Below are 25,005 nucleotides of genomic sequence, written 5' to 3' on the forward strand. Positions count from 1 at the left end.
GTATATTATTATACTGAAGACTCAAAACTCTATTAAAATCGTAGATAATGATGAACGAGAGTTTTTTGAAATGAAGAAAAATGTAGATCTTATTTTTTCAGACTATACTCCATATGCATATTTTTATACTATTTTTCCAAATAACAATGAAATCTTTCGATTCCCTTATATTTTTCTCCTAAACTTTTAACTCGAAAACCAATTCTTTTATAAAATTCTACCGCCCCATCGTCTGTCTCTACTTCTATATAAGTCAATTGATATATTCTTACAACCTCTTTAATCATTTGCAGTGCAATTCCTTTTTGACGATAATCTGGATCCACTGCTATATGACATACTCGTGCTTTAGTTGCTCCGATTACTTCTATACCTATACAAGCTTTTTCTTCATATTTGTACAAAGTCCCTTTATTATTTTGATAAAGTAATACTGCTTTCTTTAAGCTTATTTCATTTGGACCGACGGCATATTGTAGCACATTTAATATTGAATCTTTTTCAAGTTGTTCAACACGTTGTAAATTCATACTTTCATCCCTTTCTACGAAAAAATACTAGCTCTTAATAAAAAGAGCTAGTCTCATTACGCCGTTATTTTTTCTTCTTGTTTTACAACGACAGCTACATAACTATGAAGTATCATCCCAATAATAACGAGACTCATACCAATCCAAGATAATGATGACGGAATTGGTGCAGATAACCAGATCAGCTCTCCTACTAGCGCAAATAAAACTTCACCAGACTGCGTCGCTTCCACTGTTGCTAGTTTTTGTGGATCATCTTTCACAAGATCTGTTGCAAAGAAAAATAATACTGTCGCGATTAACCCCGAACTAACTGCTACAATAAAACATTGAAAAACTTGGCTACTTGACGGTAATCCGCCAGTTGATACTTCGTAACCAGATAATAAAAACCAAAATGGTAAACTTGCTAATGTCATACCGAGTACTCGCTGAAATACATCTAATTCCCTTTTACAAACTTGCATCATTTTTCGATTTCCAAGAGGATACGCAAATGCTGCAATAAGTACAGGAACTACACATAAAACGGTTTCACGAATACCTAATGAAGAAGCATGTTCTACTTGCATGAGAACAACACCAAATAAAATAATACCCGACATAACTAATTCCTTCATCGGAAGTTTTTTATGTAGTGGATCCACCGCAAAAAATGGTGTTAACAAAATCCCTGCAACGATTGTAATTTGCCATGTTGATGCAACAAGCCAACCTGGTCCGAACGCTCCAGCAAAACTAAGCGGTGCATAAAAGAGACCAAATCCAACGATACTCCATGCTAACCATTCTTTCGGATTGTTTTTCATATATTGAAAGAGTTGCTTTAAGTTCCCTCTATACATAACAATAAGTAATAGCATTGGAACCATAAAATAATACCGTAATGATGCACTCCAAATCCAGCTTCCACCTTCTAAGTCCATTGCCCGGTTTAAAACAAAGGTAAAGGCAAAGAAAAATGATGCCAGTATCCCTATAACAATTGCTTTCATTGTAAAACCCCTTGTTTAGTTTCTCCCTAATACTATACAACAAAATAAATATAATTAAAATTCACAATCTTTAACTTGTATGTAATCTAGCTCTATATAATTTCCTCAATCGACTTATATGTGCTTGATGATATCGATTATGATCTGCTATATGCCAAATTCCCCATCTTATAGTCGCAGTTTCCCCTTTTTCATACAAAACTTCCCGCGTTAAATCAGTTTCTGTTAGTTTCATACATTCTTCATGAAACAATTTTTGCACTGCTTCATAATCTTGCATTAACTCTTGCAACGTGTATTTTCTTAAACTCGGCATTTCTCCTACTTCATTCAACATAGGACCATATTTATTTTCAAATGTTGTTGGAACATCTTCTCCCTTGAAACGATACACCCAATGTAAATCGACAACTGCTAAATGCTGAAGTAACTGCCCAATACTATTTTCATTATTTTCAGACCCTTTATAGGATAGTTCGTTCTCTTCAGTACCTTCTACTAACCTTTGCAATCTATTAAACGTATCAGCAACCGTCGCATACAAAATCGCTACTTGAAGGTCCATATTTCTTTCTAAATGGAGATCTTTCATGCTAAACTTCCTCTCTTAAAAGAACAACACCATATGTTCATCATCACTATACACACCATTCATTTTTATAGCCCTTTTTTCAATTCCGTACGTTTTAAATCCCATTGATTCATATAATCGTTTGGCTGGTTCGTTCGTTGACACAACCCCTAAGTTCAATTGCTCTAGCTTCATCTCTTTTGCCCTTTCAATTGCTTTACGTATTAAATCACGTGCAAGACCACTTCTTCGATTTTCAGTATCTACATACATTGCAACGATATGCCCTTTATGCTTATATGCATCCTTTTCTTCTGTTAATAAAGTAACAACCCCAACTAAACGATTTTCATTATTAAAAGCACCAAATGTAAAACTACTGTTAGATGAAAGATTACTAGCAACGCATTCAAGAGGGTTTTCTTGACGTACTGCTTCTTCATAAGTCGTTACAAATGCTTCTGGGTTTACTTGTAGTGCTTGTAAACGTAACTCCCAATATTGTTTTGCATCCGCTTTTGTAAGTAATCGAATCATTTTATCTTCCCCTTTTTCATTTACATAATATTTTTATAGGTTATTATTTTTTAATTCATACTCTTCTTTTAATATACTGTAACGATAGCGATGAATGAACTTCCCCTGTCTCAATCGATCATTTCTCATTAACCCTTCACATACAAATCCGGCATGTTCATAACTCTTTTTAGCTTGTGTATTATCTTCATCTACACGTAACCAAATTTTCTCCAATTCAAACTGGGAAAAACCTATATGTAACATGCTGTTTAGAGCTGCCATTCCAAATCCTTTACCCCAATATTCTTTATTTCCAATCGCAATTCCTAGTTCTGCATTTTTATTTGTTTTATCAAAATTTTTAAGGTCTACCCATCCAATATGTATACCTTTCTCAGTAACAATTGCCCTTTGTTCATAACCATTTTTTCGGCTTATACAAGCTTCAATCCAGTTTCTCGTATCTTCACGAGTGAACGGAGGATATTGATCTGGTACGACTAAATGCTTTGTTACATCTCTATCTAATGACCATTGATAGCGATCTTCTACATCATCTAATGTCAATTCTCTTAATTGAACATATGGTACATTCATTTTTCTCTCCCCTTTTTATTTACCAATAGAAAATCCTTCGAACACTCTTCCACCATACTGTTCTAACGTCTTTTCTATAAAATGAATTAATTCATTTTTCTCTCCCGTTTTATAAAAATGATCAAAAGCGGCTACAAATTTGTTTGCATATTGCTCATCATACCTTCTTAGCACTCTAATGAACCATTTTGAACTCCCAAGCCACCTACCATTTACTCTTAATACATATTCATGTACTAAATCCGCTAATAGATTAGCGATAAACAATTCTTCTTCTCTTTTCGTTGCACCAATAAAGTCATCTAAAGTATCCGTAATAAAATATCGCTTCTGCTTAATCGTTTCTTCCGTCCATTTATCTGGTCCTTTATGTAGTAAACCATTCGCTTCTTTTTTTAATTTCTCAACAATTTCCTTTTCCCCTTTTAATGCAATCCCTTCTGAAACTAATTGTGGTAACGACGGTCTCCCTCGATCACAATCCATTTTGAAAAAGGTTTTATATGTTTCAAAATTATGAACAAACACCTCAACAGGCCATCCATTACTATAGAAAGATTCTCTATAACAAGAAGTTAAACTTTGATCGACTATTACAATATCAAGGTCAGATGTTTTCGTCGCTTCTCCTCGTGCAACGCTTCCGCCGAGTAAAGCTACATCACAATTCGGAAATTGTGATGTAATTATGTTTTGTGCTGCTTCAATTGGTTTCATAACCGTTCCTCTTTTCTTATTTCACTTTCTTTTTTTCAGCTCTTTCTCTCGCTTTTTTTATATAGCTTTCTGCATCTGGTGTTTTACATGATGTCGCACCGTGATCAACCTCTACTTTTCCAATTTCACGCGCAATTTCAATCGTTTGTCGCTCTAAGTCTTCATTACGAATTCCTATTGCGATTAAAGCACTATTCATCGCTTCTTTTTTTCTATTTTTTTCATTATGTATATTTTCTTTAATCTCTTCTAAGTACGGAGAGAAGAAATCATCATGTAACGCTTTATTTTTAATCGCTATATTTGCTAATAAAGACCAGCCAGCTCTTCCAATCCATTCATCATTAAACTTTGTCCACTCTTCCATTCTTTCTATTGCAATTGGCGAAGTACATATAGATGTCATAAGAACATCCATTAAACAGTAATAATCAACATCCTGAACCCAACTATTAAGCTGTTCTGTCGTTATTTTCTTCGGATCTAAAATATAAGTTGCTAATGTCATTGCGTCCATATTTTTTGTTTCCCACAATTCAACTGCTAAATCATGATCTTTTTTTAGCTTCTTTTTTAACAATTTTAAATTCGCAAAACTAACTCCGAATAGTGGCTCTTTCGCTCCGTGGTTTTTATACGTTTTACGATTTTGTTCTGTTCCATATTTCTCTAGTTGCTGCATTACTTCCTCAAGAAACATATACCCACCTCTTTATCTTTTATGTTGACTTTATACATGTATGCACGATATATTCTACATTACTTTTTGGTTTTCCTATATTTATTTTTAAAATACGGTATGTGAAATTTCTAAACATTACACAGCCACACCATCAAAAAACTGTACCAGTTAAACATACAGTTTTTTGATGGTCCTCTCTATCATTTGGTCTATCCCCTATTTTTCAACTAATTTTTTTACATCTGACCACTCTTCTATTGACCCTGCGTCCGGAAAAACTGTAACTACATTAAAATTCGCACCTTTTTCTTTCCCAATTTGTTTAGCAGCTAATAAATTCGCTGCCGCAGAAGTTCCTATTTTTATACCAGTATCTTTGTAAAAACGTGCCATTTCATACAGGGTATCTTCATATGAATAAGTCCATTGTTTTTCTATCAAATTTTCTTCCTGTTCTATGAAATGTTGTTTCCTTCCTAAGCCGAACCCACCTGATCCAGCATATTTCTTTAAATCATTTGGTGGTTGTTCCGAAGCATAAGGCAATTCAGCAGGCATTACTAAATGTAGTTCAACATTTTTTGTATAATTCTTTATTGCTGTATAGCCTCCCATTAGAGTTCCACCAGTACCAGCAGATGCTACCCATGCATGTATTGGTTTTCCAATCATTTGTGCAATAATTTCTCGCCCTGTACCTTCAATATGACTTACTATATTTGCATTATTATAATGTTGGAATAAAAAGTATAATTCTGGATTTTGTTTGCTAATCTCTATTGCCTTCTCAATTACTGCGTAAAACCCCTTACATTTATCAACTAAGATTACGTTAGCACCATAATATTTGAGTTTATTTAATAGAGATTGACCAGTTGCAGAACTTAACACTAACGTGCATTCAATCCCTAAACAATTACAAATACACCCAATTGACCTCGCTAAGCTTCCACCACTATACTCTAAAATATTTTGTTTTTTGTCCGCTTCTTGTAAATATTTATTAATCATTCCAAGTGCGGCCCTATCCTTAATTGATCCTGTAGGATTATGCCATTCACATTTAGCATAGATAGAAAGGTTCTTCGTTTCTTCGCATTCTAATTTCATGAGAGGTGTATTTCCAACATGTTTAGAAAACTCTTTAAAATGTTTTACTATCATACTTTTATACCTCCTTCATAAATTATGTTTATTACATTTGCTCTTAGCCAAAATCTTTCTACATTTTAATAACTCTCTCAATAAGATTTTCTTATATAAAAATCCCTACAAACACTGTAGGGATTTATGTCTAAATCATTTTGTTACACTCTATTTCATATAATAATAGTTTCTTTATTCAGATGCATTCATAAGCACAATTCTCCAACCATCTGGATCCTCTATTGTGGTTCCTTTCTCTATCCAATACGGGTTTTCTGGTTCCACCTCATGATAGCCCATATTACTTAATCGATTCACTATCTTTTCAATTTCACCTTTATTAGGCATATAAAAAACTAGTAAATTATCTTTTGTCGGTGCCGGACATGGACTTCCATTAACATGTGTAGTAAACTCCAAATGATATTCTTCATCTGGTAAACCAAACATAACCCCGTCATATCCTTCATGATTGTGAAATTCCCCTATACGTTTTAATCCTAATCCTGTTTCATAAAAACTTATCACTTCTTCAAATTTATCTGTTGGTCTTGCAATTCTAAATTGAACCCAATTCTTCATGCAAATCTCCTCCTTTTCATTTTCCAAAGCTTTATAGTAATTAGTATAGGTTACATATATTCCCTTTAACATCCCTCATTAGTGTGAGCTTCCTAAGTTGAAAGACCTATAAGTTAATAAACAATAGGACTTTCGTATAAAATTCATATAAAATTAGTTATATAAATGTAGAGATGAAATACAAGCTATTACGTATGAAATAGTTCTCCTTGCAGGGCCTTTATATACCGATCAGCAGATCTTTGTACAGCTTTATTTGCATCTTCCACCACACCATGAAATGCATTATATAGTCGACTAAATTGGATATCTTTTACTTTCTCTGCCATATCTCTAACTTTATTCGCTGGTAATGGAATAAGATTGGGATAACTATACATAAAACTTACCCATTTTTGATCCGAAACTACTTGTATAATATCACCTGATAACAAAATACCTTTCCCTTCATTACCGTCTTTCCAATGTATAACAGTCCCGCCCTTAAAATGGCCTCCTAAGCGATGTAATATAAGTTCTTCCGATAACAAAAGATGCTCCCCAGACCAAAATTTAATTTGCTTACTCGGACGAACCACCCACTCTTTATCATCTTCATGAATATAAATAGGTACATTGAATGTTTCTGCCCATTTAACTTGTGTAGAATAATAATGTGGATGAGAAAGTGCTATTGCTTGAATACCACCTAAATCATATATACGTTGTATCGTTTTATCATCTAAATAACTAATGCAATCCCACATAACATTTAGAGTTTTACTTTGTATTAAAAATGCTGTTTGTCCAATCGCAAATTTAGGTTTAGTAGTAATGCTATACAAACCGCTTTCTTCTTTTATTATTTCGTTTTTGTATAAATTGCTATTTTGCATTGTTTCTAATGTTGTCCATGACTGCCCAATTGGATTAACATATTGTCTTTCCTCATTACAAATTTTACAACGAGAAGGTGCTTCTTCATTTTCGGGATACTGTACTCCACATGTAGTACAAATATAATTATTCATATTCCCACTCCTTTTTTTTATGTAATTATTTCTTTACCAATATTTTAATAAAAAACAAAAATATTCGAATCAATAATTGGAACGAAAATGAAGTGATACGAAAGTATGATTAGTCTCCTTTCGTTTTAAGACTTTAGTCTAATTCCTATAAATTTTTTATTTCCTACTTCCAAGAAAATAGAGTTTTAATTTTATTAAAACTTTCTAATATATTTAATCCTTTAATCGTTAAAAGAAGGAGCAAATCTTCATAAAATAAACGAATAAATTAATAGTTTTTGTCAAAATTTTAACACAACAATACTTACTAACACACATCAGGGGGATATTAGGCTTAAATTAAGGAAAGATTTTAATAAAAAGCATTATAATGCTTTATGAAGGAATTACTGCATTAGGTGCTATTATGTTGTACGAGGTATTTAATATAGAAGTTTGTTGATAGAAATATCGGATCAATTAAATTTGATGATTGAAGAGTTTGTAACGAGAGATGAATATTGATTTCAAGCTTCATTTTAGGGGAAATAAACATCACAAACTACATGAATTAAAAAGTAGCCTTAAAGCAAAAGTCATATCCATGAAATGTTTAAATTCATATACAATTTTATACAACCACTTTTTTATAAAGCAAGAAAAGTGGTTGTATGTTTTAAAAAGTATTTTTTGTTACAAAATCATGCTACACATTTCATTAAACTACAACTACTCATTTTCTTTTTTCTTCTTTTGTTCCTCAGATGGCTCTTCTGTTGGATCTGGTTCTTGCTCATCCTTTTTGTTTAATTCATTATTTTTTTCCTCCTGTCTTTGTTCAGAAGGTTCCTCCGTTGGATCTGGCTCCTTTTCATCTTTTGGAGCTGGATTACAGCCAATTAATAATCCTACTGTAAATATGCTTGTCATTAATATTGAAAGCATTTTTTTATAATTCAATTAAAGCACCTCCTAAAATTAATATCCCTTGTATTGTTTCCAATTCACCATTCAATTTATCCAATCATTTGTGATGTTTCTTCCAAAATGACATTCCTTTAAAATCTTGCATACTTTTTGCCAAACTTTTTTACACTTGTAAAAAAGTTTTTTTGCATTTCCCTACCTATAATTGCTAATATAGTAGAGTAGAACTTTTATAGAGAGAAGGAAAATTATGCACAATGGAATTCGAATGACAACTTTGGTAAAAAGGGCTATGTTGGTTTGTGCGGGGGTATTATTTACATACGAAGCCGCTTTAGGATCAGTACATACTGCTTTAGCTAGTACAGAGGATGAAGCAAAATCTGTTCAACTTGTAAGTGAGATTCAAACATCTCTTGCTCCGAAAGAGGCTCCAAAGCATTATAACGGACAAGTTAGAAAAGTCGCTTACTTAACATTTGATGACGGTCCCGGAAAATACACAGCTGAGCTTTTAGATATGTTAAAGAAAGAAAATGCAAAAGCAACATTCTTCCTAATTGGTTCAAACGTAAAAGCTTTCCCTGATCTTGTAAAACGCGAAGATGCTGAAGGCCACTACGTTGGGATGCACAGTATGACTCATAACTACAAGAAACTTTACACTGAAGGTCATTATGTAGATGAAATGAAGGAAGATCAAGGCTTAATCGCTGGTGTTTTAGGTAAATCACCAGTATTAACTCGCCCATCTTACGGATCAATGCCAGGATTAAACGAAGCTCTTCGCAACAAAGTTGTAGAAAATGGCTTAAAGGTTTGGGATTGGACAATTGATTCTTTAGACTGGAAATATAACAAAATGCAAGTTGATGCTGCATCTGCTAAAATTGTAGAGAACGTACTACATGGTGCTACAAATCCAACAGAAGTTATCCTTATGCATGATATTCATCCACAATCGGTAAAAGCAGTACCTGGAATTATTAAAGGACTGAAAGAAAAAGGATATGAATTAGAAGCATATAATGAGAACGAACACTTCCCATTAAACTTCTGGCATGATAATCGTATGTAATGAAAAGACTTGATTCCCTCTAGTAGGTTATCAAGTCTTTTTTATCGTTTTGGGAAATTTCTTTGTTGCTCTTCAATAAAAAGAATAATCTTTTCTCTGTCCTCTTGTGTAATACTTATAGAAAATTCGTACTCCTCTTCCTTACACCATGAAGGGGTAAGTTCCTGAGATAATCGGACTACAATTTGAAACTCATCTTCATTTTCCCCCATTAATTCAAACGCTATATTAGGCTCTATGAAATCTAGTTCGGTATATGTAGGATTCGGTAATGATTGAAACCATTTTTTCATACGCTGTAAGTCGAACGTTTGTAGAAAAGGATCCATCGTTTCAAAAACTTTATTTCCTTCTGACAGTTTCGCTTTTACTATTAGCCAATTTCTATCACACTCCTCTTTTGCATCTTTAAATTGGTATTTCACCACCTCTAAATGTAATGCTATTTTTTTATTTTGAAAATTCATAAATTTCTCCTCTTCTTGCTATAAAACTTTTACTTTATAAATTTGAAATTTATACGCCTTTCTTAACTTGTAAGACACTTTCTATCTCCCATTAATTTCAACTCTTAGATATAATGATTTTTATTTACTAATACATATGACTGATTTTAACATATCATCCTTTATACATTAAATAAATTTGATTTGCAATATAATCTGAACTAAAGTGAAGTCCATTCCTTATCCACCACATGATAATCCCTACCAAAGAGGCTGTTTTAATATCAACTGCAACGTAATCATCAGGTAAATTCTTTTTCGTATTCTCTCTTCTCGTTTCTATTAATTGCTTTAAAAATAAAAACAATTGCTCCTCAAATTGATTCATTTTAAATAATATAAATAAAAAATTTCGGTGAATATATAAATAATCTAGCAATTGTGTTAGCTTTTGTTTTTCTGATAAATCTTTTGCATGTATTAAATCAACAATTTTATTTGAATGCTCATTTAAAATTTCGCTAGTGATTTGGTCTAGTAAATCTTGAATATCTTGATAATGCAAATAAAATGTTGTTCGATTTAACCCTGCTTTTGTTGCGATTTTCTGAACCGTTAAGCTTGAAATAGTAGGATTCGCCAATTAGCAGGTGCTATTGGAACAGCAGTTATTATCACGGTGTATACAATTCAATCCACTTCACACATTTCACAGTTATCTAGTGAGAATGGAAATATATCAGCTATGCAAGTAACAAACTTATCTTCTATCTATAGCTCAAGTGATGCGTACGTATTTATGTTAGTCTTATCTATTGTGGCTTTAATTATTGCATGTTTCACGCCTAAAAAAGTAATAATCAAAGATACGAAAGTAAATCTTCAAACAAAAAATGATAATTAAAAATTAAGCACTTAAAAGATGGTTCCAGAATTGTACCGTATCCATCTTTTTAAGTGTTTATGCACCATAATTATAATCCTTAATTACTATTTGAAGAGATTGTATTTTAATAAATAATCCTTAGAATTCTTAATACGGAATAGCTTATAAGTACATATTAATTATAAGGAGTGATATATTTATGGATTTTCTTTCACCTGAATATTTGTCTGCCTTATTAGCAATTATCGTAATCGATTTAGTGTTAGCCGGAGATAACGCCATTGTAATTGGATTAGCAGCAAGACGATTACCGAAAGATCAACAAAAGAAAGTTATCATTTGGGGAACCGTTGGAGCAATTGCTATAAGAGCTCTTGCTACTTTAGTTGTCGTTTGGTTATTAAAAATACCAGGATTACTTTTAATTGGTGGTGTACTTCTTATATGGATTGCTTACAAATTAATTGCTGAAGGCAAAGACCATGATATTAAGGCAGAAGAAGGATTTTGGTCTGCTATTAAAACCATTATCATTGCTGATGCGTTAATGGGTATTGATAATGTACTCGCTGTTGCAGGAGCTGCGCATGGTAACTTTTCTTTAGTAATCATCGGGCTATTAGTTTCTATTCCTGTAGTCGTATGGGGCAGTACATTGATTTTAAAATGGGTAGATCGTTTTCCTGTCATCATTACGATTGGAGCAGCGGTTTTAGCTTATACTGCTGCAAAAATGATTGTAGATGAGAAATGGTTCGCTGGATTTTTCGAAAGTAACCCTTTCATTAAATGGGCATTTATCATTATGATCATTGTTGGTGTAGTGTTCTTCGGAAAAGCAAAACAAAAAGCAACAGCTAGTTCTGTCTAATAATGATGGTATATTTACAAATAAAAAGCGCTATTCATATGAATAGCGCCTTTTATTATTTAGCTTCCCCTTCCGGAGTCGTTTTTACCTTCGTTTTGTTTTTATCACGATTGTTATAGTTATACTTCGAACGATCTACTGGAGTGAATCCTTCCGGTGTGTAGAATCGTAATAAGTCACCATTTACGACTTGGTCAGAGTATTTTAGTGAGTTTTGAACCATTTGTTCATTTTTCTTTATTTCATCTGTAAATTCTACAGGTTTTCCAGTTGTTGTATCATAGTATTTGCCGTTTAGTGCAGTAACAGTTGGGCTTACGTAGTTACCGTTACGGAACGCAACGACTTGTTTATGCTCTGGTGATAATAAATCTGAACCGAATTGAACATAGTTTTTCGTATCTGTACCTAGTAAGTGTAATAACGTAGGAAGAACGTCAATTTCACCGCCGTATTGATGTTGTACGCCACCTTTCACTCCTGGTACACGAACGATTAAAGGCACACGTTGTAACTGTGCATTTTCAAATGAGTTCATTTCTTTACCCATTACTTTTGACATTGCTGCGTTATGATTATCTGAAATACCGTAATGGTCTCCGTACATAACGATAATTGAGTTATCATATAAACCAGATTGTTTCAAGTAATCGATGAAGCCTTTTACAGATTCATCTAAATAGCGTGCTGTTTGGAAGTACGTATCTACTGATGAATCACCTGTTGTTGCTGGTTCAATCGTTGCTTCTGCCTTATCAATTGGATAAGGGAAATGGTTCGATAACGTAATAAACTTCGTATAGAACGGTTGTTTCAACGTTTGTAATAACGGAATAGATTCATTAAAGAACGGTTTATCTTTTAATCCGTAGTTTACTACGTCTTTTTCATTCATATCGTAGTATGACGCATCAAAGAATTTATTAAAACCAAATGATTTATAAATATCGTCACGGTTCCAGAATGTTTTGTAGTTACCGTGGAATACTGCTGATGTGTATCCTTGTTGTCCTAAAATAGCTGGTGCTGATTGATACGTATTATGAGATTTCGTTGTAAAGACAGAACCTTGCGGTAAACCAAACATTGAATTCTCTAACATAAACTCCGCATCAGATGTTTTCCCTTGTCCTGTTTGATGGAAGAAGTTATCAAAGTATAGCGTATTCGCATCTTTTGTAAATGAGTTTAAGAACGGTGTAACTTCTTGACCATTTAATTTGTAATCAATTAAGAAGTTTTGGAATGACTCTAAATGAATATAAATTACGTTCATTCCCTTTCCTTTACCGAAATACTCAGGATTTGGACTTGCATAAGTTGATGTTAAATAATTTCGTACTTCTGTCATATTATCGCCATCAGCTAATGCTCGTTCTGTCGATGCTTTCGCACTTTGAATTCCATCATAAATTGTGTAGTTGTATGCCCCTAAATATTTCACAATATAATTACGGTCAAACGTTCTTGTTAATAATTCAGGACGGTCAGACTCTGCAAGACCTAAATTAACACTGAATAATAAAATACCTGCTACAAATACTAGAGATACTTTATGCTTCGCAACACGAATTGGTTTTGGATTTGCAAATTTTGTTGCAACTAACACAATTAATATAATCGTGTCTAAGAAGTATAGTGGATCATAAAGATGTAGCAACGCAAGAATACTACCACCTAAATCTCCAAAGTTATTCGTTTGTGTTAATGTTGGGAACGTAATAAAGTCACTGAAAAAGCGATAGTAAACTACGTTTGCATATAAAAGAATCGACAATAACAAGTTGATAACAATTAACCAAATATAAGATCGCTTCCCTTTTGCAAATAATGCAAGTCCTAAAAATAGAACTGCTGAACTAAGCGGGTTAAAAAACAGCAAGAATTTTTGGATTGTGTTTGAAATTCCTAAATTAAATTCCGTTACATAGGCTGCATACGTTTTGAGCCACAATAAAATAACGGCAAACAGAAAGAATCCAAAATGATTGCTTAACACACTTTTGCTCTTTAATAAGAACTGTTTCATTTCTCCACCTCTTTTGATCATCCAAGGCTTATTTTTTATAAGTCTGTCTCTCTATTCGATTTTTCTTCTTCAAATAGATTTTTTTATTTAACTATATGAAGAATATTAGTAATTATAATTTGAAGCTTGTATTTATTCAACTATTTCTTTTTAAACATTTTGACCTTGGTTTCTATTTAATAAAATAAATTTGTAACATTTCCTGTTTTCTCCCAAGATTCATCCACTAATTATGACATCCCATACTATATACCTTTATAAACTCATTCGCAAACTATTCTATCTCCAATTTTGGTACATATTTCACATGACAAAATAATGTTATTTAATTATATTGCTCACCTTACATTCCCCTGCTTCAACTAAATCTTAAAGTCATTACATCTCTTCCATACATGAAAAATCCTCATGTTCACTAATATTATATTTGAATAATTATTCATTTGCCCCCACCAATGGTGTTATGTTTTCTCGACAAAAAAACTCGCTCTAAAAAGAGCGAGTTTTTTCATTATATATTATTGACCTTTGTACATTGCATCTACTTGTTTTTGAAGTTCTTCATTTTCTAAGTACTCATCGTAAGTTGCTTCTTTATCGATTACACCGTTTGGCGTTACTTCGATAATGCGGTTTGCAATTGTTTGTACGAACTGATGGTCATGAGATGTGAATAACATTGTACCTTTGAAAGCAATTAAACCATTGTTTAATGCAGTGATAGACTCAAGGTCTAAGTGGTTCGTTGGATCGTCAAGTGTGATTACGTTCGCACCACTTAACATCATTTTAGATAACATACAACGAACTTTTTCGCCTCCAGATAATACAGAAACGTTCTTCTTAACTTCTTCACCTGAGAATAACATACGGCCTAAGAAACCACGTAAGAAGCTTTCTGACTCATCTTGTGGAGAGAATTGGCGTAACCAATCAACTAAGTTGTAGTCATTGTTCTCAAAGTACTTAGAGTTATCTCTTGGGAAGTAAGATTGAGATGTTGTAACACCCCATTTGAATGAACCGCTATCTGGCTCCATTTCACCCATAAGGATTTTAAATAATGTTGTCATCGCAATATCGTTACGACCGATAAATGCAACTTTATCACCTTTATTTAAAGTGAAGTACACATTATCTAACACTTTTTCGCCATCAATTGTTTTAGAAAGACCTTCAACAGTTAATAAGTCATTTCCTATTTCACGCTCAGGTGTGAAGCCAACGAATGGGTAACGACGTGATGATGGTCTAATATCATCTAATGTAATTTTATCTAATAATTTTTTACGAGAAGTTGCTTGTTTCGCTTTAGATGCGTTTGAGCTAAAGCGTGCAATGAAGTTTTGTAACTCTTTTACTTTCTCTTCTTTTTTCTTATTAGCATCTTGTGTTAATTTTAAAGCTAACTGGCTTGACTCATACCAGAAGTCATAGTTACCAACATAAAGTTGAATTTTACCGAAATCAAGATCAGCCATGTGCGTACATACTTTATTTAAGAAGTGACGGTCATGGGATACAACGATTACTGTATTTTCAAAGTTCATTAAGAAGTTTTCTAACCATTGAATCGCTTTTAAGTCCAAGTGGTTGGTAGGCTCATCTAGTAATAGAATGTCAGGTTTACCGAATAATGCTTGAGCAAGTAATACTTTCACTTTCTCTGCACCAGTCAATTCTGATAATTTTTTGTCGTGAAGATCTTCACCAATACCAAGACCTTTTAGAAGGATTGCAGCTTCTGACTCAGCTTCCCAACCGTTAAGCTCAGCGAACTCACCTTCAAGTTCTGCAGCACGCATTCCATCTTCATCACTAAAGTCTTCTTTCATGTAAATAGCATTTTTCTCTTGCATTACTTTGTAAAGTTGCGTGTGACCCATAATTACTGTTTCTAATACTGGGAACTCTTCATATTCGAAGTGGTTCTGTTTTAATACTGCTAGACGCTCACCTGGCGTAATATGTATGTCACCTGTTGATGGTTCAATTTCTCCAGATAAAATCTTTAGAAATGTTGATTTACCAGCACCGTTTGCTCCGATTAAACCGTAGCAGTTACCTGGCGTGAATTTTATGTTAACATCTTCAAATAATTTGCGATCCGCGAAACGCAAACTAACGTTACTTACTGTAATCATTTGTGTCCTCCTACTAATACCGCTTATTTCAGCGTTTTCTCACCGATTGTCTTAAAAAATCGCATATTACGACTCAATTATTGTAGACTATAGCTATTATATAGTAGAAGCTGGATGAATAGCAACGGTTGATTACCTTTCTACAATGAAATCGGATAGTTTTTATCCATTCCCTTAGCTATGGTATGTATATCATCGACCTCTTTCTCATGTTACCATTCACTTCTCGTTGTGTAATACATTGGATTCATTTTCCATTTAAGATTTTATATATAGAAAAACTGTAGAGAAATCATCCCCTACAGTCTTCACTTATTTCGTATTTATTATTTTTTCTTTATAACTCTTCAATTTACTCGTTAACCCCATTAAAGCAGGTAACAATATCGGCATCACGATTAAAGCTAATAGTAATAGTGCAACGCCAACAACTGATGCAACTTGTATAAGTGTTAACACACCTGATGGAATTAATGCTGCAAACGTCCCTACTAAAATTAGCGCCGCCGATAATACAACTCCTCCTATATGACGAGATGCAGTTACAATTTTTGTTACCGAATCCCCTTCGATCTCGTTATAGCGCATCATTACGAAAATACTATAATCCACTCCTAAAGCGACAATCATAATGAAGCTAAAGAATGGAACATTCCAGCTTAATGTATCTACATGTAATACATGTGCACTAATTTGTTCGCTTATACCAAGTGATGCGAAGTACGCTAATAGTAATGAGCCAATAATAAATATTGTGTTTAGTAGTGAGCGTGTAATTACGATTAATACAATGGCAATTCCAATTAACATAATTGTAGCTGTACGTAAAAAATCTTGCCCTGTTACTTCTTTTAAATCAACGTTTCTAGATGTTGTTCCGCCGATCGCTGTTTTCGCATCATGTAATTCCGTTCCCTTTACAGTGCCATCGATTGTTTTATTAATTTCTTGAATAATTGGCATCGCTTCTTTGGAATACGGAATTACATCTAAAATGATGGTCATTTTAGCAATTTTTCTATCCTGTGACATGTACGTGTTCAATGCTTTTTGGAAATCTTCTCCCTCTAGCACTTCTTTTGGAATATAAAACTTCTCAGAGCTTTTCGACTCATTGAGCTCCCCTAAATATTTCTGTGCGTCATGCAGGCCATTACTTACTTTTCCAAGCCCTTCTGTACTTTTAGATAAACCGGATTGTAATTGCCCCATCTTTTCTTGCAGGTCTTTAAGGCCCGTTAAAAGTTGTCCTTGTCCATCGTTTATTTTCGTTAATCCAGATTGTAACTCAACTGATTTATTTGCAATTTGTTTTGAACCTGCAGTACCTTCATTTAATCCATTTTTAAGATCCGCTGCTCCCTTTTGTAACTTATTAACTCCAATGCCCATTTCTTTTAAGCCGTTATCCACTTTCCATAACGATTGATTCGCTTCTTTAAATGAACTCATCGCCGTTTTGTGCTGGGTTGCTAATTGATTTAATTCATTTGAAAGTACGCTTAAATTTTTTTGTGCCTCTTTAGCAATCCCTATCGTTTGTTGTATGTTTGGATCATTCGCTAATTCTGGTTTCGTTTGAACGAAATTGGTCATTAACATTTCAATTTGTTCATATCCTTTTTTCGCACCGTCAATCGCTTGATCAATACTTCCGAAGTATTGATCGTAAGAACTTAAACCTTTTTCTAACTGTGCATAACCAGTATGAAGCTGTGACGTTGCATTGGATAGGACATTTATATTTTTATTTACTGAAGTTAACCCACTCTCAATTTGCTGCGCTCCTTGTGCACCTCCGTTTATGCCGCTGGATAATTGATGTAAAGCTGTTCCTAATGCTGATACCCCATTTTTCGCCTCGTTCGTTCCATCAATTAATTTTTGAACATTCGCAAGACTATTTGAATCATTACTTCCCATTTTATTTTTCGCATCCGTTAATCCATCATTAATTTCCTTTATGCCACCATCGGCATCTCCTAATCCTGTATTCAATTCTCCCGCTTGCTTATTTAAATATAATTCTTTTATCTTCTCACCAGTTGGACGTGTTGGTGCATATACTTCTGACACACCTTTAACTTTCGAAATTTTATCAGTTAATTCATCTAAAATTTGTAGAGAAGTTCCTTCATCCAGCTTTTTATCAGATTGAATGACTAATGTACTCGGTGAAGAGAAACCAGGCGGAAAATGATCTTCTATTACGTTAATACCCATCTTTGATTCATACTTATTATCCACTTCAAATAAATCATTGTAATTCAGTGTAGTAGAGTATTTTAATACGAAAGGAATCGATATTACGAATACGATGATTAAAGCGATAAATGGCCTTGCTACTGAATTTTTCGCAAAGAATCCCCATAAGCGACTATCCTCATGACCTTTAAATGTTTTAACTGGATAAAACATTCCTTTTCCTAAAAGCACCATAAAAAACGGATTTAAAGTCGTTAATACGAGTAGTAATACTAAAACACCAATTGCTACCGCTGAAGTAGATTGATATAATTTAAAACTCGCTAACGCAAGTGATGCAAAACCAATTAGCACCGCTATACCGCTATATAATACGGTTTTACCTGCCGATTTAAATGTTTCTTTCGTGGCCAAAAATGCATTTTCTTGTTTACTTAATTCTTCTTTAAACCTCGTATATAATAAAATGTTATAATCTGTTCCTACTCCAAAGAGGACGACGACTACGAACACTTGTGTAAAGTTTGAAAATGGGAAATTAAATTGATCCACAAGCTGAGCAATAATCCCCATTGAAACTAAATACGACACACCGACTGTAAGAAGAGAAACAATCGGAACAACTGGTGAACGGAATACGAGGATTAATACTACAAGAATGAAAATGATTGAAATAACTTCTGTCTTTTTCACTCCCTCTTGAGAGGATTTAAGAAAATCACCCGCTATTAAGTCACTTCCTGTTAAATACGTTTTTACCCCTTTCGTTTGCACTTTTTCATGAAGATTATTTGAAACCTTTGATATTTCACCATGTTTTTTATCTATCGATATTTGCGTTAAAATAGTCGTATTATCTTTAGAAACTAATTGTTTTTCCAAGTCTTTATTATCTAAATATGAAACAACTTCCTTAATTCCTAATTGCTCTTTTTCATTTTGCAGGGCGTTGATTGTTTTTGTTATTTCCTTCTTTTGTTCATCTGTTAAAGCTGCCTTATTGCCACTATTAAAAACGGCTATAATTTCATACTTTTCAACCCCTTCTTTATCCATCTCTTTCATCATCTTGTCAGCAATACTGCTTTGTTCTGTATTAGGGATTGTAATTTTCCCTTTTTCCTTCACTAATTTATCCATATTAGGCATCGTTACGACCATTGTAATAGTAATAACTATCCATAATAGAAAAGATAAACTTCTCCAACTTTTTAACTTGCTCATTTGAATCATCTCCCATTATAAAATTCACATGTGGAATGAATATTCATTCCTAATCTTTTGAAAACACTTTCCGGAATGAACGTTCATTCCTATCATTCTATTAATTTATTCATTAACTTTATTAAACTAGGTAATACGGAATGAATATTCATTCCTTTAGTTGTAAAGATTTATCATCTCCTGTTATTCTTTTTCATACCTTTCTCGGAATGAATGTTCATTCCTGTCCTTATAACGCTATAGAATCAAATGATTCTAATAGCATTCCAACAACTTTCTTCCAATTCCTTTACCAAATCATCTGTATATTCTAACTGCCCTGTTTCCATTACTTTAATTAATTTTTCAATTGGTTGATATACAATAATAATTAAAGCAATTGGTGGTAATGGACGAAGCAAACCTTTTTCGATTCCATCTTCAATCAAGTTCATGAAGAAACCCATGAAGTCCTCGAATATTTCATTGCTATGTTCATCTAGAAAATAACTATCACAGTGAGAATTTGTAAAAAGAAAAGCATCTGCATTTTGTCTCGCAAATTCAAATAAACGGTTGTATGTATGGCTAAACTGTTCACGAATATTTGCATCGACCGGGAAATCATTTTTTATTAATTCTGATAGTTGTAAAACACTTTTCGTAAATAAAGAATTAACAAGCGCTTCTTTATTTTCAAAATAACGGTAGATCGTACCTGCGCCTACTTTTGCTTTTTCAGCAATCATCGGAATTGTTGTACCATCATAACCTCGTTCTGCAAAAAGTTGTATTGCAGCATCAAAAATATCCTCTTGTTTGTTTTTAGCCATTTTTCCACCTCAATTTCCAGGAATGAAAATTCATTCCGTTTTTAATTATAAATTACATGAATTAAAAGTCAAGTGCGTGACAAAGTATAGCTGTGATTTTTTATCCCTTATTTGTGAATGAAATTATACGAGCGACTTTCTGGATATATTGGCGCAACTCTAATTATATCAGCGATTTTCATGATATATTGACTTACCGACAAAAATTCACAATATAAGAGGAAGCTATCCCGAAATTTCACTTAGGATAGCTCATCTTCATACATGCAAATTAAAAGAAATCATAAATAAATGGCTTACGTACTGGTACTAAATTCTCAAATGACCGTATTGCCTCGTCACTTCCACTAATTAATTCAAGTTCATTTAGTTCTAATGGACGTTTATATCCAAGCATTATTGCCGATAGTGCAGTTATATCCAGTTTAATTCCTTTTTCCGTTGTTTCTTCTACAATTGTTATTTCATGATTTGCAAGTCTCACTGCTACGTTATTCCACGGAGCAAATGCGTCTGTAATGTGTAGAATTATTTGTTGCTGTACATTGTTCCAGCTCAACTTATATTGTTTTAAGAACTGCTCTACATCTACAATTCTTCCCATAAAATATGGTTTTATTTCTGTCTTCACGCGTGGCTCTTGTAATGAATATAACAACGGTTCGTTTTCGCTTACTGTCATTTCAAGTTCTTTAATCATAGAATCATGCTGGCAAATAAAGTTCCACAGACCATTTCGTGCTTCATTATGCAGTGGTACAAATTCTTCTACTGTCATTTTATAATTTTCTATTTTGTATAACATGTAACCTGCTGCCCTTTTATTTTCATCATAGTAAATCGCTAATGTTAAATCATCATAAACCGCTTGTAACCACCAGTTCTTCTCTCGAACTAACATACCTGAAAAACGCTCTGCAAATACTTCATAGAGCTTTTCGACCTCTTCTGGATGATTTTCTTTATTGAAACGTTTCACAGTACCATTTACTTGTTTTTTCATCACTAAATCGCTCTTAGTCATATGACATATGACTAAATTCGCACAAAGTTCCCAGCCGTATTTACGGTAAAATGAAACAGCAAATGGATGTAACATAGAGACTGTATAGCCATCTTTTTTCATTATTTGAAGTGAATGTTGAAGTAGCTCTTTTACATACCCACTTCTTCTGTACTCTGGATACGTCGCTACTCCTGCAACGCCACCCATTTTAAATTTTTCTTTACCTATGTAAATATGCAACGGAATAAGATGTAGTTTTGCTGCTAAGTCTTCCCCTTCCATAATGCCGTATATTTCATGACTTTCCTTCATCTTTGTAAGTTGCTGCTGTAATCGTTCCTCATCTACTTTATATTGAAAAGCGTATTCTGATAAACGTAATGCTTCTCTGAACTTATCTTCTTTTAATTGCATGACATTCATATAATTCTCCTCCATTCTCTGTTTGAATTGTATCACAATTCTCACTATTATAGTTCGGTAAGTGAAATTACAAGGACGTTTTAACAAAAAAAGCAGATACATCACGTATCTGCTTTCCATCTTTATTATTTAGCTAACTTTTGAAGTTCATCAAAGAATGTAGGATATGATACACCTACTGCTTCTGCATCTTCAATAATTATTTTCCCTTCTGCCAGGCAGCCAGCAATCGCAAGCATCATTCCGATGCGGTGATCACCGTAACTATTTACTGTATTGCCTTTTAAAGCTGATTTTCCGTAAATGATCATGCCGTCATCAGTTGCTTCTATGCGAGCTCCTAGTTTCGTTAACTCCGCAACGACTGTATCAATACGATTTGTTTCTTTTACTTTTAATTCGTGTGCATCTCTAATAACTGTAATACCTTCTGCTTGTGTTGCCGCTAAAGCGATAACTGGAATTTCATCGATTAGTCTTGGAATAATATCCCCACCAATTTCAATTCCTTTTAATGAAGATGTTTCAATCGTAATGTTTGCAGCTGGTTCTGATGCGCCTTCGTTAATCGGCTCTATAGTAAATGTAGCACCCATTTTCTCTAAAACATCAATAATACCTGTACGAGTTGGATTCATTCCTACATTTTGTAATATTAGTTTACTATTTGGGATGATTGCACCTGCTACTAAGAAAAATGCTGCTGATGATACGTCACCTGGCACTTGAATGTCTGTTGCTGTTAATTTTTGTCCACCTGACAGCTTCACTGTCTTTCCTTCTCGAGTTACTTTAACACCAAATGCTTCAAGCATTCTTTCCGTATGATCGCGGGAAATATGTGGTTCTGTAACAGCTGTTACACCTTCTGCGCGAAGCCCTGCAAGTAAAATAGCTGACTTTACTTGTGCACTTGCAACAGGAGAAATATATTCAATTGCTTTTAAATCTCCACCACGTATTGTTAGCGGTGTAAATGTTCCTTCTTCTCTGCCGTCAATGTTTGCACCCATTTGTTTTAATGGGTTTGTTACACGCTTCATCGGTCTTTTTGCGATAGATTCATCACCTTGTACGCAAGAGAAAAATGGTGTGTTAGCTAATATACCTGACATTAATCGAATTGTTGTACCAGAATTACCAACATCTAATACAGCTTTCGGTTCTTGTAAACCTTCTAATCCTTTACCAACTACAGTAACTTCATCACCGTTTTGCGTAATTTCTACTCCCATTTCTTTAAAACATGAAATAGTACTTAAACAGTCTGCACCGGACAAGAAACCTTTAATTGTTGTTTTCCCTTCTGCAATCGAACCGAACATAACAGCACGGTGTGAAATGGATTTATCACCTGGGATTGTAATATTGCCATTCAATCCGTTATTAACAGGTTGTATTGTTCTTTCTTTCACGTTTTTCACCTTCTCATTTAAATTGTTTCATAAGTTTGGTATTCTTCTTCTCCAAGCGCTAGCTTTGCTTTCATACGATCTTCTTCCCTTTGGAAGCTAATACGTAATACCCCAAGCAGTCCTTCACGCGCTTCTAATATTTGCAAGTTCGTAATACTAATTTCCTCGCGCGCTAAAATACTCGTAATATGAGCCAATGCCCCCACCTTATCTAATACATCAACGTATAAGTCGTGATAAGCAGGAATTGCACCACTCTTTCTTACTGGTAAAGAATCACGGTATTCTTTCGCATCTGCAAAATAGTTTTGAATCTCGCCTGCATCTCCAGTAGAAACTGTCTTATATAAACCTTCCATTTCAGAGATCCACTCTTTTAATAATACCATTAAATGCTCTCGATTTTGCTTTACAATATCACTCCACATTTTCGGACTACTAGATGCGATACGTGTAATGTCTTTGAAACCTCCAGCAGCTAGTTGATGAATGAGCGGATTATCTCCTGCATGCTTCTCAACTTGCTTTACTAAACCTGCTGCGATAAGATGCGGGAAATGACTAACGATCCCTGTTACATAATCATGTTCTTCTGTATTTAAAACAAGAAAATGTGATCCTGTTCCTTTTAACCATACTTTAAGGTCTTCCACTTGTTCATTTGGTACATGATTCATCGGTGTTAAAATGTAAAATGCATTTTCAAATAAATGCGCCTTTGCGCTTTCAACTCCCGTTTTATGAGAACCCGCCATCGGATGTCCCCCAATGAAAGAAACTTCCTTTGAAAATAAAGCTTCCGCTTCGTTCATAATAGACCCTTTTGTACTACCAACATCAGTCACTATAACATCTTCTCGTAAACGGAATGACGCAAGTTTGTGTAATAACTTCTTCGTTTCTTCAACTGGAGAAGCAAAAACAATTAAATGTGCCTCTTCACATGCATGTTGTAAATCAACTGCTATTTCATCTACTACGTGTAATTCTTTTGCACGCTCTACTTGCTCTTTAAATATATCATAACCTGTTATCATTACATCGTGCTCTTTCTTAATTGCTAATGCGAGAGAGCCTCCTATTAAACCTGTTCCAATTAATACTACCTTTTTACGCATTTGCCTCATCTCGAGACTTACTTTTTTTATTTTCAAAGTGTTGTTTTAACACTGAAATCACTCCTTCATTTTGCTCCCTTGTTCCAACTGTAATACGGACACCATTTGGGAATGGACGAATAATAAACCCTGCATGTGCGCAAGCTTCATAAATCTCTCCAGCATTATCTACCGGTAAGAAGATGAAATTAGTTTGTGACGAATAAAATGGTATACCGTTTTCCTTACAGAAACTCTCGTATTGCTGTAATCCTTCTGTATTCACGCGAACTATTTCTTTAATAAACTCGTCATCACTAAAAGCAATTGTAGCTGCTTTTTGCGCTAATGAAGATACGTTAAATGGTAAACGTACAACATTTAATTTCTCAATTAGCTCTTCCTGTCCGATCGCATATCCAACGCGGAAAGAAGCTAATCCGTATGCTTTAGAAAACGTTCTAAGTACAAGAATGTTTTTATGTTTTTCTAAAAGCGGTAATATCTCAGGGAAGTCTTTTGCTGTTACGTATTCATAGTACGCTTCATCAATGACAATTAACGTATTTTCACTAATGCCTTCAATAAATTGAGTTAATTTTTGCTCATTCACATATGTGCCCGTCGGGTTGTTCGGATTACAAATCCATACGATTTTCGTATTATTATTTACCGCTGACGAAATTTCGTCTAAATCGTATACACCTTTATTTAAAGGAATTTCTTTCACTTCACAGCCTTCAATAATCGCATGATGACGGTACTGCGGGAATGTTGCACCTGCTGTTACAATGTTATCTCCCGCTCGTAATACGGCGCGGCTTATTATTTGAATGATTTCATCTAAACCACTACCACAAAGTACTTGTTCCATTTGCACATGCAACTTATCTGCGATTGTTTGACGGAGCGTTGTAGCACCTCCGTCAGGATATAAAGAATGTTCCAACCAAGATTTTTGCAACTCTTCTAAAACTCTCGGTGAACAACCGAATGGATTTTCATTCGATGCTAATTTCACAAACGAATGATCTCCGTACACTTCTTTCATTTGTTCTGGTGATTTACCTGGTTTATATGGTTGTAATGATGATAGTTGATCCTTTACTTGCAC

23 protein-coding genes and 1 pseudogene are annotated in these 25,005 nt (G+C 34.0%); 3 read left to right on the top strand and 21 right to left on the bottom strand.

The genetic code is table 11. The annotated features are described in order from the left end of the window. Window positions 1-128: 128 nt before the first annotated feature. The 11 genes from DN403_RS22335 to DN403_RS22385 all read right to left on the bottom strand — a co-directional run bounded on the left by DN403_RS22335 (window position 129) and on the right by DN403_RS22385 (window position 8,288). Window positions 129-530, bottom strand: a complete 402-nt coding sequence (locus DN403_RS22335) for a GNAT family N-acetyltransferase (RefSeq protein WP_001053328.1) — start codon at window positions 528-530, stop codon at window positions 129-131. A 56-nt stretch (window positions 531-586) separates the two neighbouring features. After that, window positions 587-1,525, bottom strand: coding sequence for a DMT family transporter (locus tag DN403_RS22340; protein WP_149185753.1), 939 nt, complete (start codon window positions 1,523-1,525; stop codon window positions 587-589). Between the two features lie 70 nt (window positions 1,526-1,595). After that, window positions 1,596-2,117, bottom strand: a complete 522-nt coding sequence (locus tag DN403_RS22345; protein ID WP_000653847.1) for a DinB family protein — start codon at window positions 2,115-2,117, stop codon at window positions 1,596-1,598. A gap of 15 nt (window positions 2,118-2,132) precedes the next feature. After that, window positions 2,133-2,633, bottom strand: coding sequence for a GNAT family N-acetyltransferase (locus DN403_RS22350; protein WP_149185754.1), 501 nt, complete (start codon window positions 2,631-2,633; stop codon window positions 2,133-2,135). Between the two features lie 33 nt (window positions 2,634-2,666). Beyond that, the gene (locus DN403_RS22355; RefSeq protein ID WP_149185755.1) at window positions 2,667-3,212 is read right to left on the bottom strand and encodes a GNAT family N-acetyltransferase; all 546 of its coding nucleotides are present in this window, start codon (window positions 3,210-3,212) and stop codon (window positions 2,667-2,669) included. Between the two features lie 15 nt (window positions 3,213-3,227). After that, window positions 3,228-3,929, bottom strand: coding sequence for a nucleotidyltransferase domain-containing protein (locus DN403_RS22360; protein WP_000802430.1), 702 nt, complete (start codon window positions 3,927-3,929; stop codon window positions 3,228-3,230). A 16-nt stretch (window positions 3,930-3,945) separates the two neighbouring features. Next, window positions 3,946-4,629 (bottom strand): DNA alkylation repair protein, encoded by a 684-nt coding sequence (locus DN403_RS22365; protein ID WP_000478213.1) that lies wholly within the window; start codon window positions 4,627-4,629, stop codon window positions 3,946-3,948. Window positions 4,630-4,827: 198 nt separating this feature from the next. Further along, window positions 4,828-5,775 (bottom strand): PLP-dependent cysteine synthase family protein, encoded by a 948-nt coding sequence (locus DN403_RS22370; RefSeq protein WP_000635842.1) that lies wholly within the window; start codon window positions 5,773-5,775, stop codon window positions 4,828-4,830. A 174-nt stretch (window positions 5,776-5,949) separates the two neighbouring features. Beyond that, the gene (locus DN403_RS22375; RefSeq protein WP_016077547.1) at window positions 5,950-6,339 is read right to left on the bottom strand and encodes a VOC family protein; all 390 of its coding nucleotides are present in this window, start codon (window positions 6,337-6,339) and stop codon (window positions 5,950-5,952) included. A gap of 188 nt (window positions 6,340-6,527) precedes the next feature. After that, on the bottom strand, window positions 6,528-7,349 hold the full coding sequence (locus tag DN403_RS22380; protein WP_001067271.1) for an MBL fold metallo-hydrolase: 822 nt from the start codon (window positions 7,347-7,349) through the stop codon (window positions 6,528-6,530). Window positions 7,350-8,057: 708 nt separating this feature from the next. Next, window positions 8,058-8,288: a hypothetical protein gene (locus DN403_RS22385; RefSeq protein WP_001106986.1), complete on the bottom strand. Its 231-nt coding sequence runs from the start codon at window positions 8,286-8,288 to the stop codon at window positions 8,058-8,060. Between the two features lie 217 nt (window positions 8,289-8,505). Between DN403_RS22385 and DN403_RS22390 the strand changes: the two genes are divergently transcribed. Then, window positions 8,506-9,333, top strand: coding sequence for a peptidoglycan-N-acetylglucosamine deacetylase (locus DN403_RS22390; protein ID WP_000551449.1), 828 nt, complete (start codon window positions 8,506-8,508; stop codon window positions 9,331-9,333). Between the two features lie 41 nt (window positions 9,334-9,374). Here DN403_RS22390 and DN403_RS22395 read toward each other — a convergent pair whose 3' ends face one another. Next, entirely contained in the window at window positions 9,375-9,800 is a 426-nt protein-coding gene (locus tag DN403_RS22395) for a WapI family immunity protein (protein WP_016077545.1), read from the bottom strand. Window positions 9,801-9,954: 154 nt separating this feature from the next. After that, window positions 9,955-10,416 (bottom strand): annotated as a pseudogene (locus DN403_RS22400) (TetR/AcrR family transcriptional regulator); the annotation flags it as partial. A gap of 42 nt (window positions 10,417-10,458) precedes the next feature. Here DN403_RS22400 and DN403_RS22405 point away from each other — a divergent pair. Continuing rightward, the gene (locus tag DN403_RS22405; RefSeq protein ID WP_000288051.1) at window positions 10,459-10,683 is read left to right on the top strand and encodes a hypothetical protein; all 225 of its coding nucleotides are present in this window, start codon (window positions 10,459-10,461) and stop codon (window positions 10,681-10,683) included. Between the two features lie 181 nt (window positions 10,684-10,864). Further along, complete coding sequence (locus DN403_RS22410) at window positions 10,865-11,536, top strand: TerC family protein (protein WP_000346946.1); 672 nt, start codon at window positions 10,865-10,867, stop codon at window positions 11,534-11,536. Between the two features lie 55 nt (window positions 11,537-11,591). On the opposite strand, the gene ltaS is transcribed toward DN403_RS22410, so the two are convergent. From ltaS to hisC, 8 genes are all read right to left on the bottom strand, one after another. Beyond that, complete coding sequence (gene ltaS, locus DN403_RS22415) at window positions 11,592-13,565, bottom strand: lipoteichoic acid synthase (protein ID WP_000808776.1); 1,974 nt, start codon at window positions 13,563-13,565, stop codon at window positions 11,592-11,594. A gap of 518 nt (window positions 13,566-14,083) precedes the next feature. Then, window positions 14,084-15,709, bottom strand: coding sequence for an ABC-F family ATP-binding cassette domain-containing protein (locus tag DN403_RS22420; protein ID WP_016077543.1), 1,626 nt, complete (start codon window positions 15,707-15,709; stop codon window positions 14,084-14,086). A gap of 312 nt (window positions 15,710-16,021) precedes the next feature. Further along, entirely contained in the window at window positions 16,022-19,138 is a 3,117-nt protein-coding gene (locus DN403_RS22425) for an MMPL family transporter (RefSeq protein ID WP_016077542.1), read from the bottom strand. Between the two features lie 245 nt (window positions 19,139-19,383). Next, window positions 19,384-19,950, bottom strand: a complete 567-nt coding sequence (locus tag DN403_RS22430; RefSeq protein ID WP_001107289.1) for a TetR/AcrR family transcriptional regulator — start codon at window positions 19,948-19,950, stop codon at window positions 19,384-19,386. 271 nt (window positions 19,951-20,221) lie between these two features. Then, on the bottom strand, window positions 20,222-21,379 hold the full coding sequence (locus DN403_RS22435; protein WP_149185756.1) for a GNAT family N-acetyltransferase: 1,158 nt from the start codon (window positions 21,377-21,379) through the stop codon (window positions 20,222-20,224). 125 nt (window positions 21,380-21,504) lie between these two features. Then, entirely contained in the window at window positions 21,505-22,794 is a 1,290-nt protein-coding gene (gene aroA, locus DN403_RS22440; protein ID WP_000664636.1) for a 3-phosphoshikimate 1-carboxyvinyltransferase, read from the bottom strand. Window positions 22,795-22,811: 17 nt separating this feature from the next. Then, a complete protein-coding gene (gene tyrA, locus DN403_RS22445; protein ID WP_001228126.1) occupies window positions 22,812-23,912 on the bottom strand; it encodes a prephenate dehydrogenase in 1,101 nt (366 codons plus the stop codon). Further along, window positions 23,905-25,005 carry a histidinol-phosphate transaminase gene (hisC, locus tag DN403_RS22450; protein ID WP_001197268.1) on the bottom strand — a complete coding sequence of 367 codons (1,101 nt, stop codon included), beginning with the start codon at window positions 25,003-25,005 and terminating at the stop codon, window positions 23,905-23,907. Before hisC ends, tyrA begins: the two co-directional genes overlap by 8 nt.

Origin of the sequence: Bacillus sp. AY2-1 (assembly GCF_008368965.1) — a bacterium.
In the GTDB taxonomy this organism is placed as follows: Bacteria; Bacillota; Bacilli; order Bacillales; family Bacillaceae_G; genus Bacillus_A; species Bacillus_A thuringiensis_S.

What these genes read in the sequence shown, in the direction of transcription:
- DN403_RS22345 (WP_000653847.1), bottom strand. Translation starts at nt 2,117, where the DNA reads ATGAAAGATCTCCATTTAGAAAGAAATATGGACCTTCAAGTAGCGATT.
- DN403_RS22335 (WP_001053328.1), bottom strand. Translation starts at nt 530, where the DNA reads ATGAATTTACAACGTGTTGAACAACTTGAAAAAGATTCAATATTAAAT.
- DN403_RS22425 (WP_016077542.1), bottom strand. Translation starts at nt 19,138, where the DNA reads ATGAGCAAGTTAAAAAGTTGGAGAAGTTTATCTTTTCTATTATGGATA.
- DN403_RS22430 (WP_001107289.1), bottom strand. Translation starts at nt 19,950, where the DNA reads ATGGCTAAAAACAAACAAGAGGATATTTTTGATGCTGCAATACAACTT.
- DN403_RS22420 (WP_016077543.1), bottom strand. Translation starts at nt 15,709, where the DNA reads ATGATTACAGTAAGTAACGTTAGTTTGCGTTTCGCGGATCGCAAATTA.
- DN403_RS22360 (WP_000802430.1), bottom strand. Translation starts at nt 3,929, where the DNA reads ATGAAACCAATTGAAGCAGCACAAAACATAATTACATCACAATTTCCG.
- DN403_RS22435 (WP_149185756.1), bottom strand. Translation starts at nt 21,379, where the DNA reads ATGAATGTCATGCAATTAAAAGAAGATAAGTTCAGAGAAGCATTACGT.
- DN403_RS22375 (WP_016077547.1), bottom strand. Translation starts at nt 6,339, where the DNA reads ATGAAGAATTGGGTTCAATTTAGAATTGCAAGACCAACAGATAAATTT.
- DN403_RS22365 (WP_000478213.1), bottom strand. Translation starts at nt 4,629, where the DNA reads ATGTTTCTTGAGGAAGTAATGCAGCAACTAGAGAAATATGGAACAGAA.
- DN403_RS22410 (WP_000346946.1), top strand. Translation starts at nt 10,865, where the DNA reads ATGGATTTTCTTTCACCTGAATATTTGTCTGCCTTATTAGCAATTATC.
- DN403_RS22350 (WP_149185754.1), bottom strand. Translation starts at nt 2,633, where the DNA reads ATGATTCGATTACTTACAAAAGCGGATGCAAAACAATATTGGGAGTTA.
- DN403_RS22340 (WP_149185753.1), bottom strand. Translation starts at nt 1,525, where the DNA reads ATGAAAGCAATTGTTATAGGGATACTGGCATCATTTTTCTTTGCCTTT.
- DN403_RS22380 (WP_001067271.1), bottom strand. Translation starts at nt 7,349, where the DNA reads ATGAATAATTATATTTGTACTACATGTGGAGTACAGTATCCCGAAAAT.
- DN403_RS22395 (WP_016077545.1), bottom strand. Translation starts at nt 9,800, where the DNA reads ATGAATTTTCAAAATAAAAAAATAGCATTACATTTAGAGGTGGTGAAA.
- tyrA (WP_001228126.1), bottom strand. Translation starts at nt 23,912, where the DNA reads ATGCGTAAAAAGGTAGTATTAATTGGAACAGGTTTAATAGGAGGCTCT.
- DN403_RS22370 (WP_000635842.1), bottom strand. Translation starts at nt 5,775, where the DNA reads ATGATAGTAAAACATTTTAAAGAGTTTTCTAAACATGTTGGAAATACA.
- DN403_RS22355 (WP_149185755.1), bottom strand. Translation starts at nt 3,212, where the DNA reads ATGAATGTACCATATGTTCAATTAAGAGAATTGACATTAGATGATGTA.
- ltaS (WP_000808776.1), bottom strand. Translation starts at nt 13,565, where the DNA reads ATGAAACAGTTCTTATTAAAGAGCAAAAGTGTGTTAAGCAATCATTTT.
- DN403_RS22390 (WP_000551449.1), top strand. Translation starts at nt 8,506, where the DNA reads ATGCACAATGGAATTCGAATGACAACTTTGGTAAAAAGGGCTATGTTG.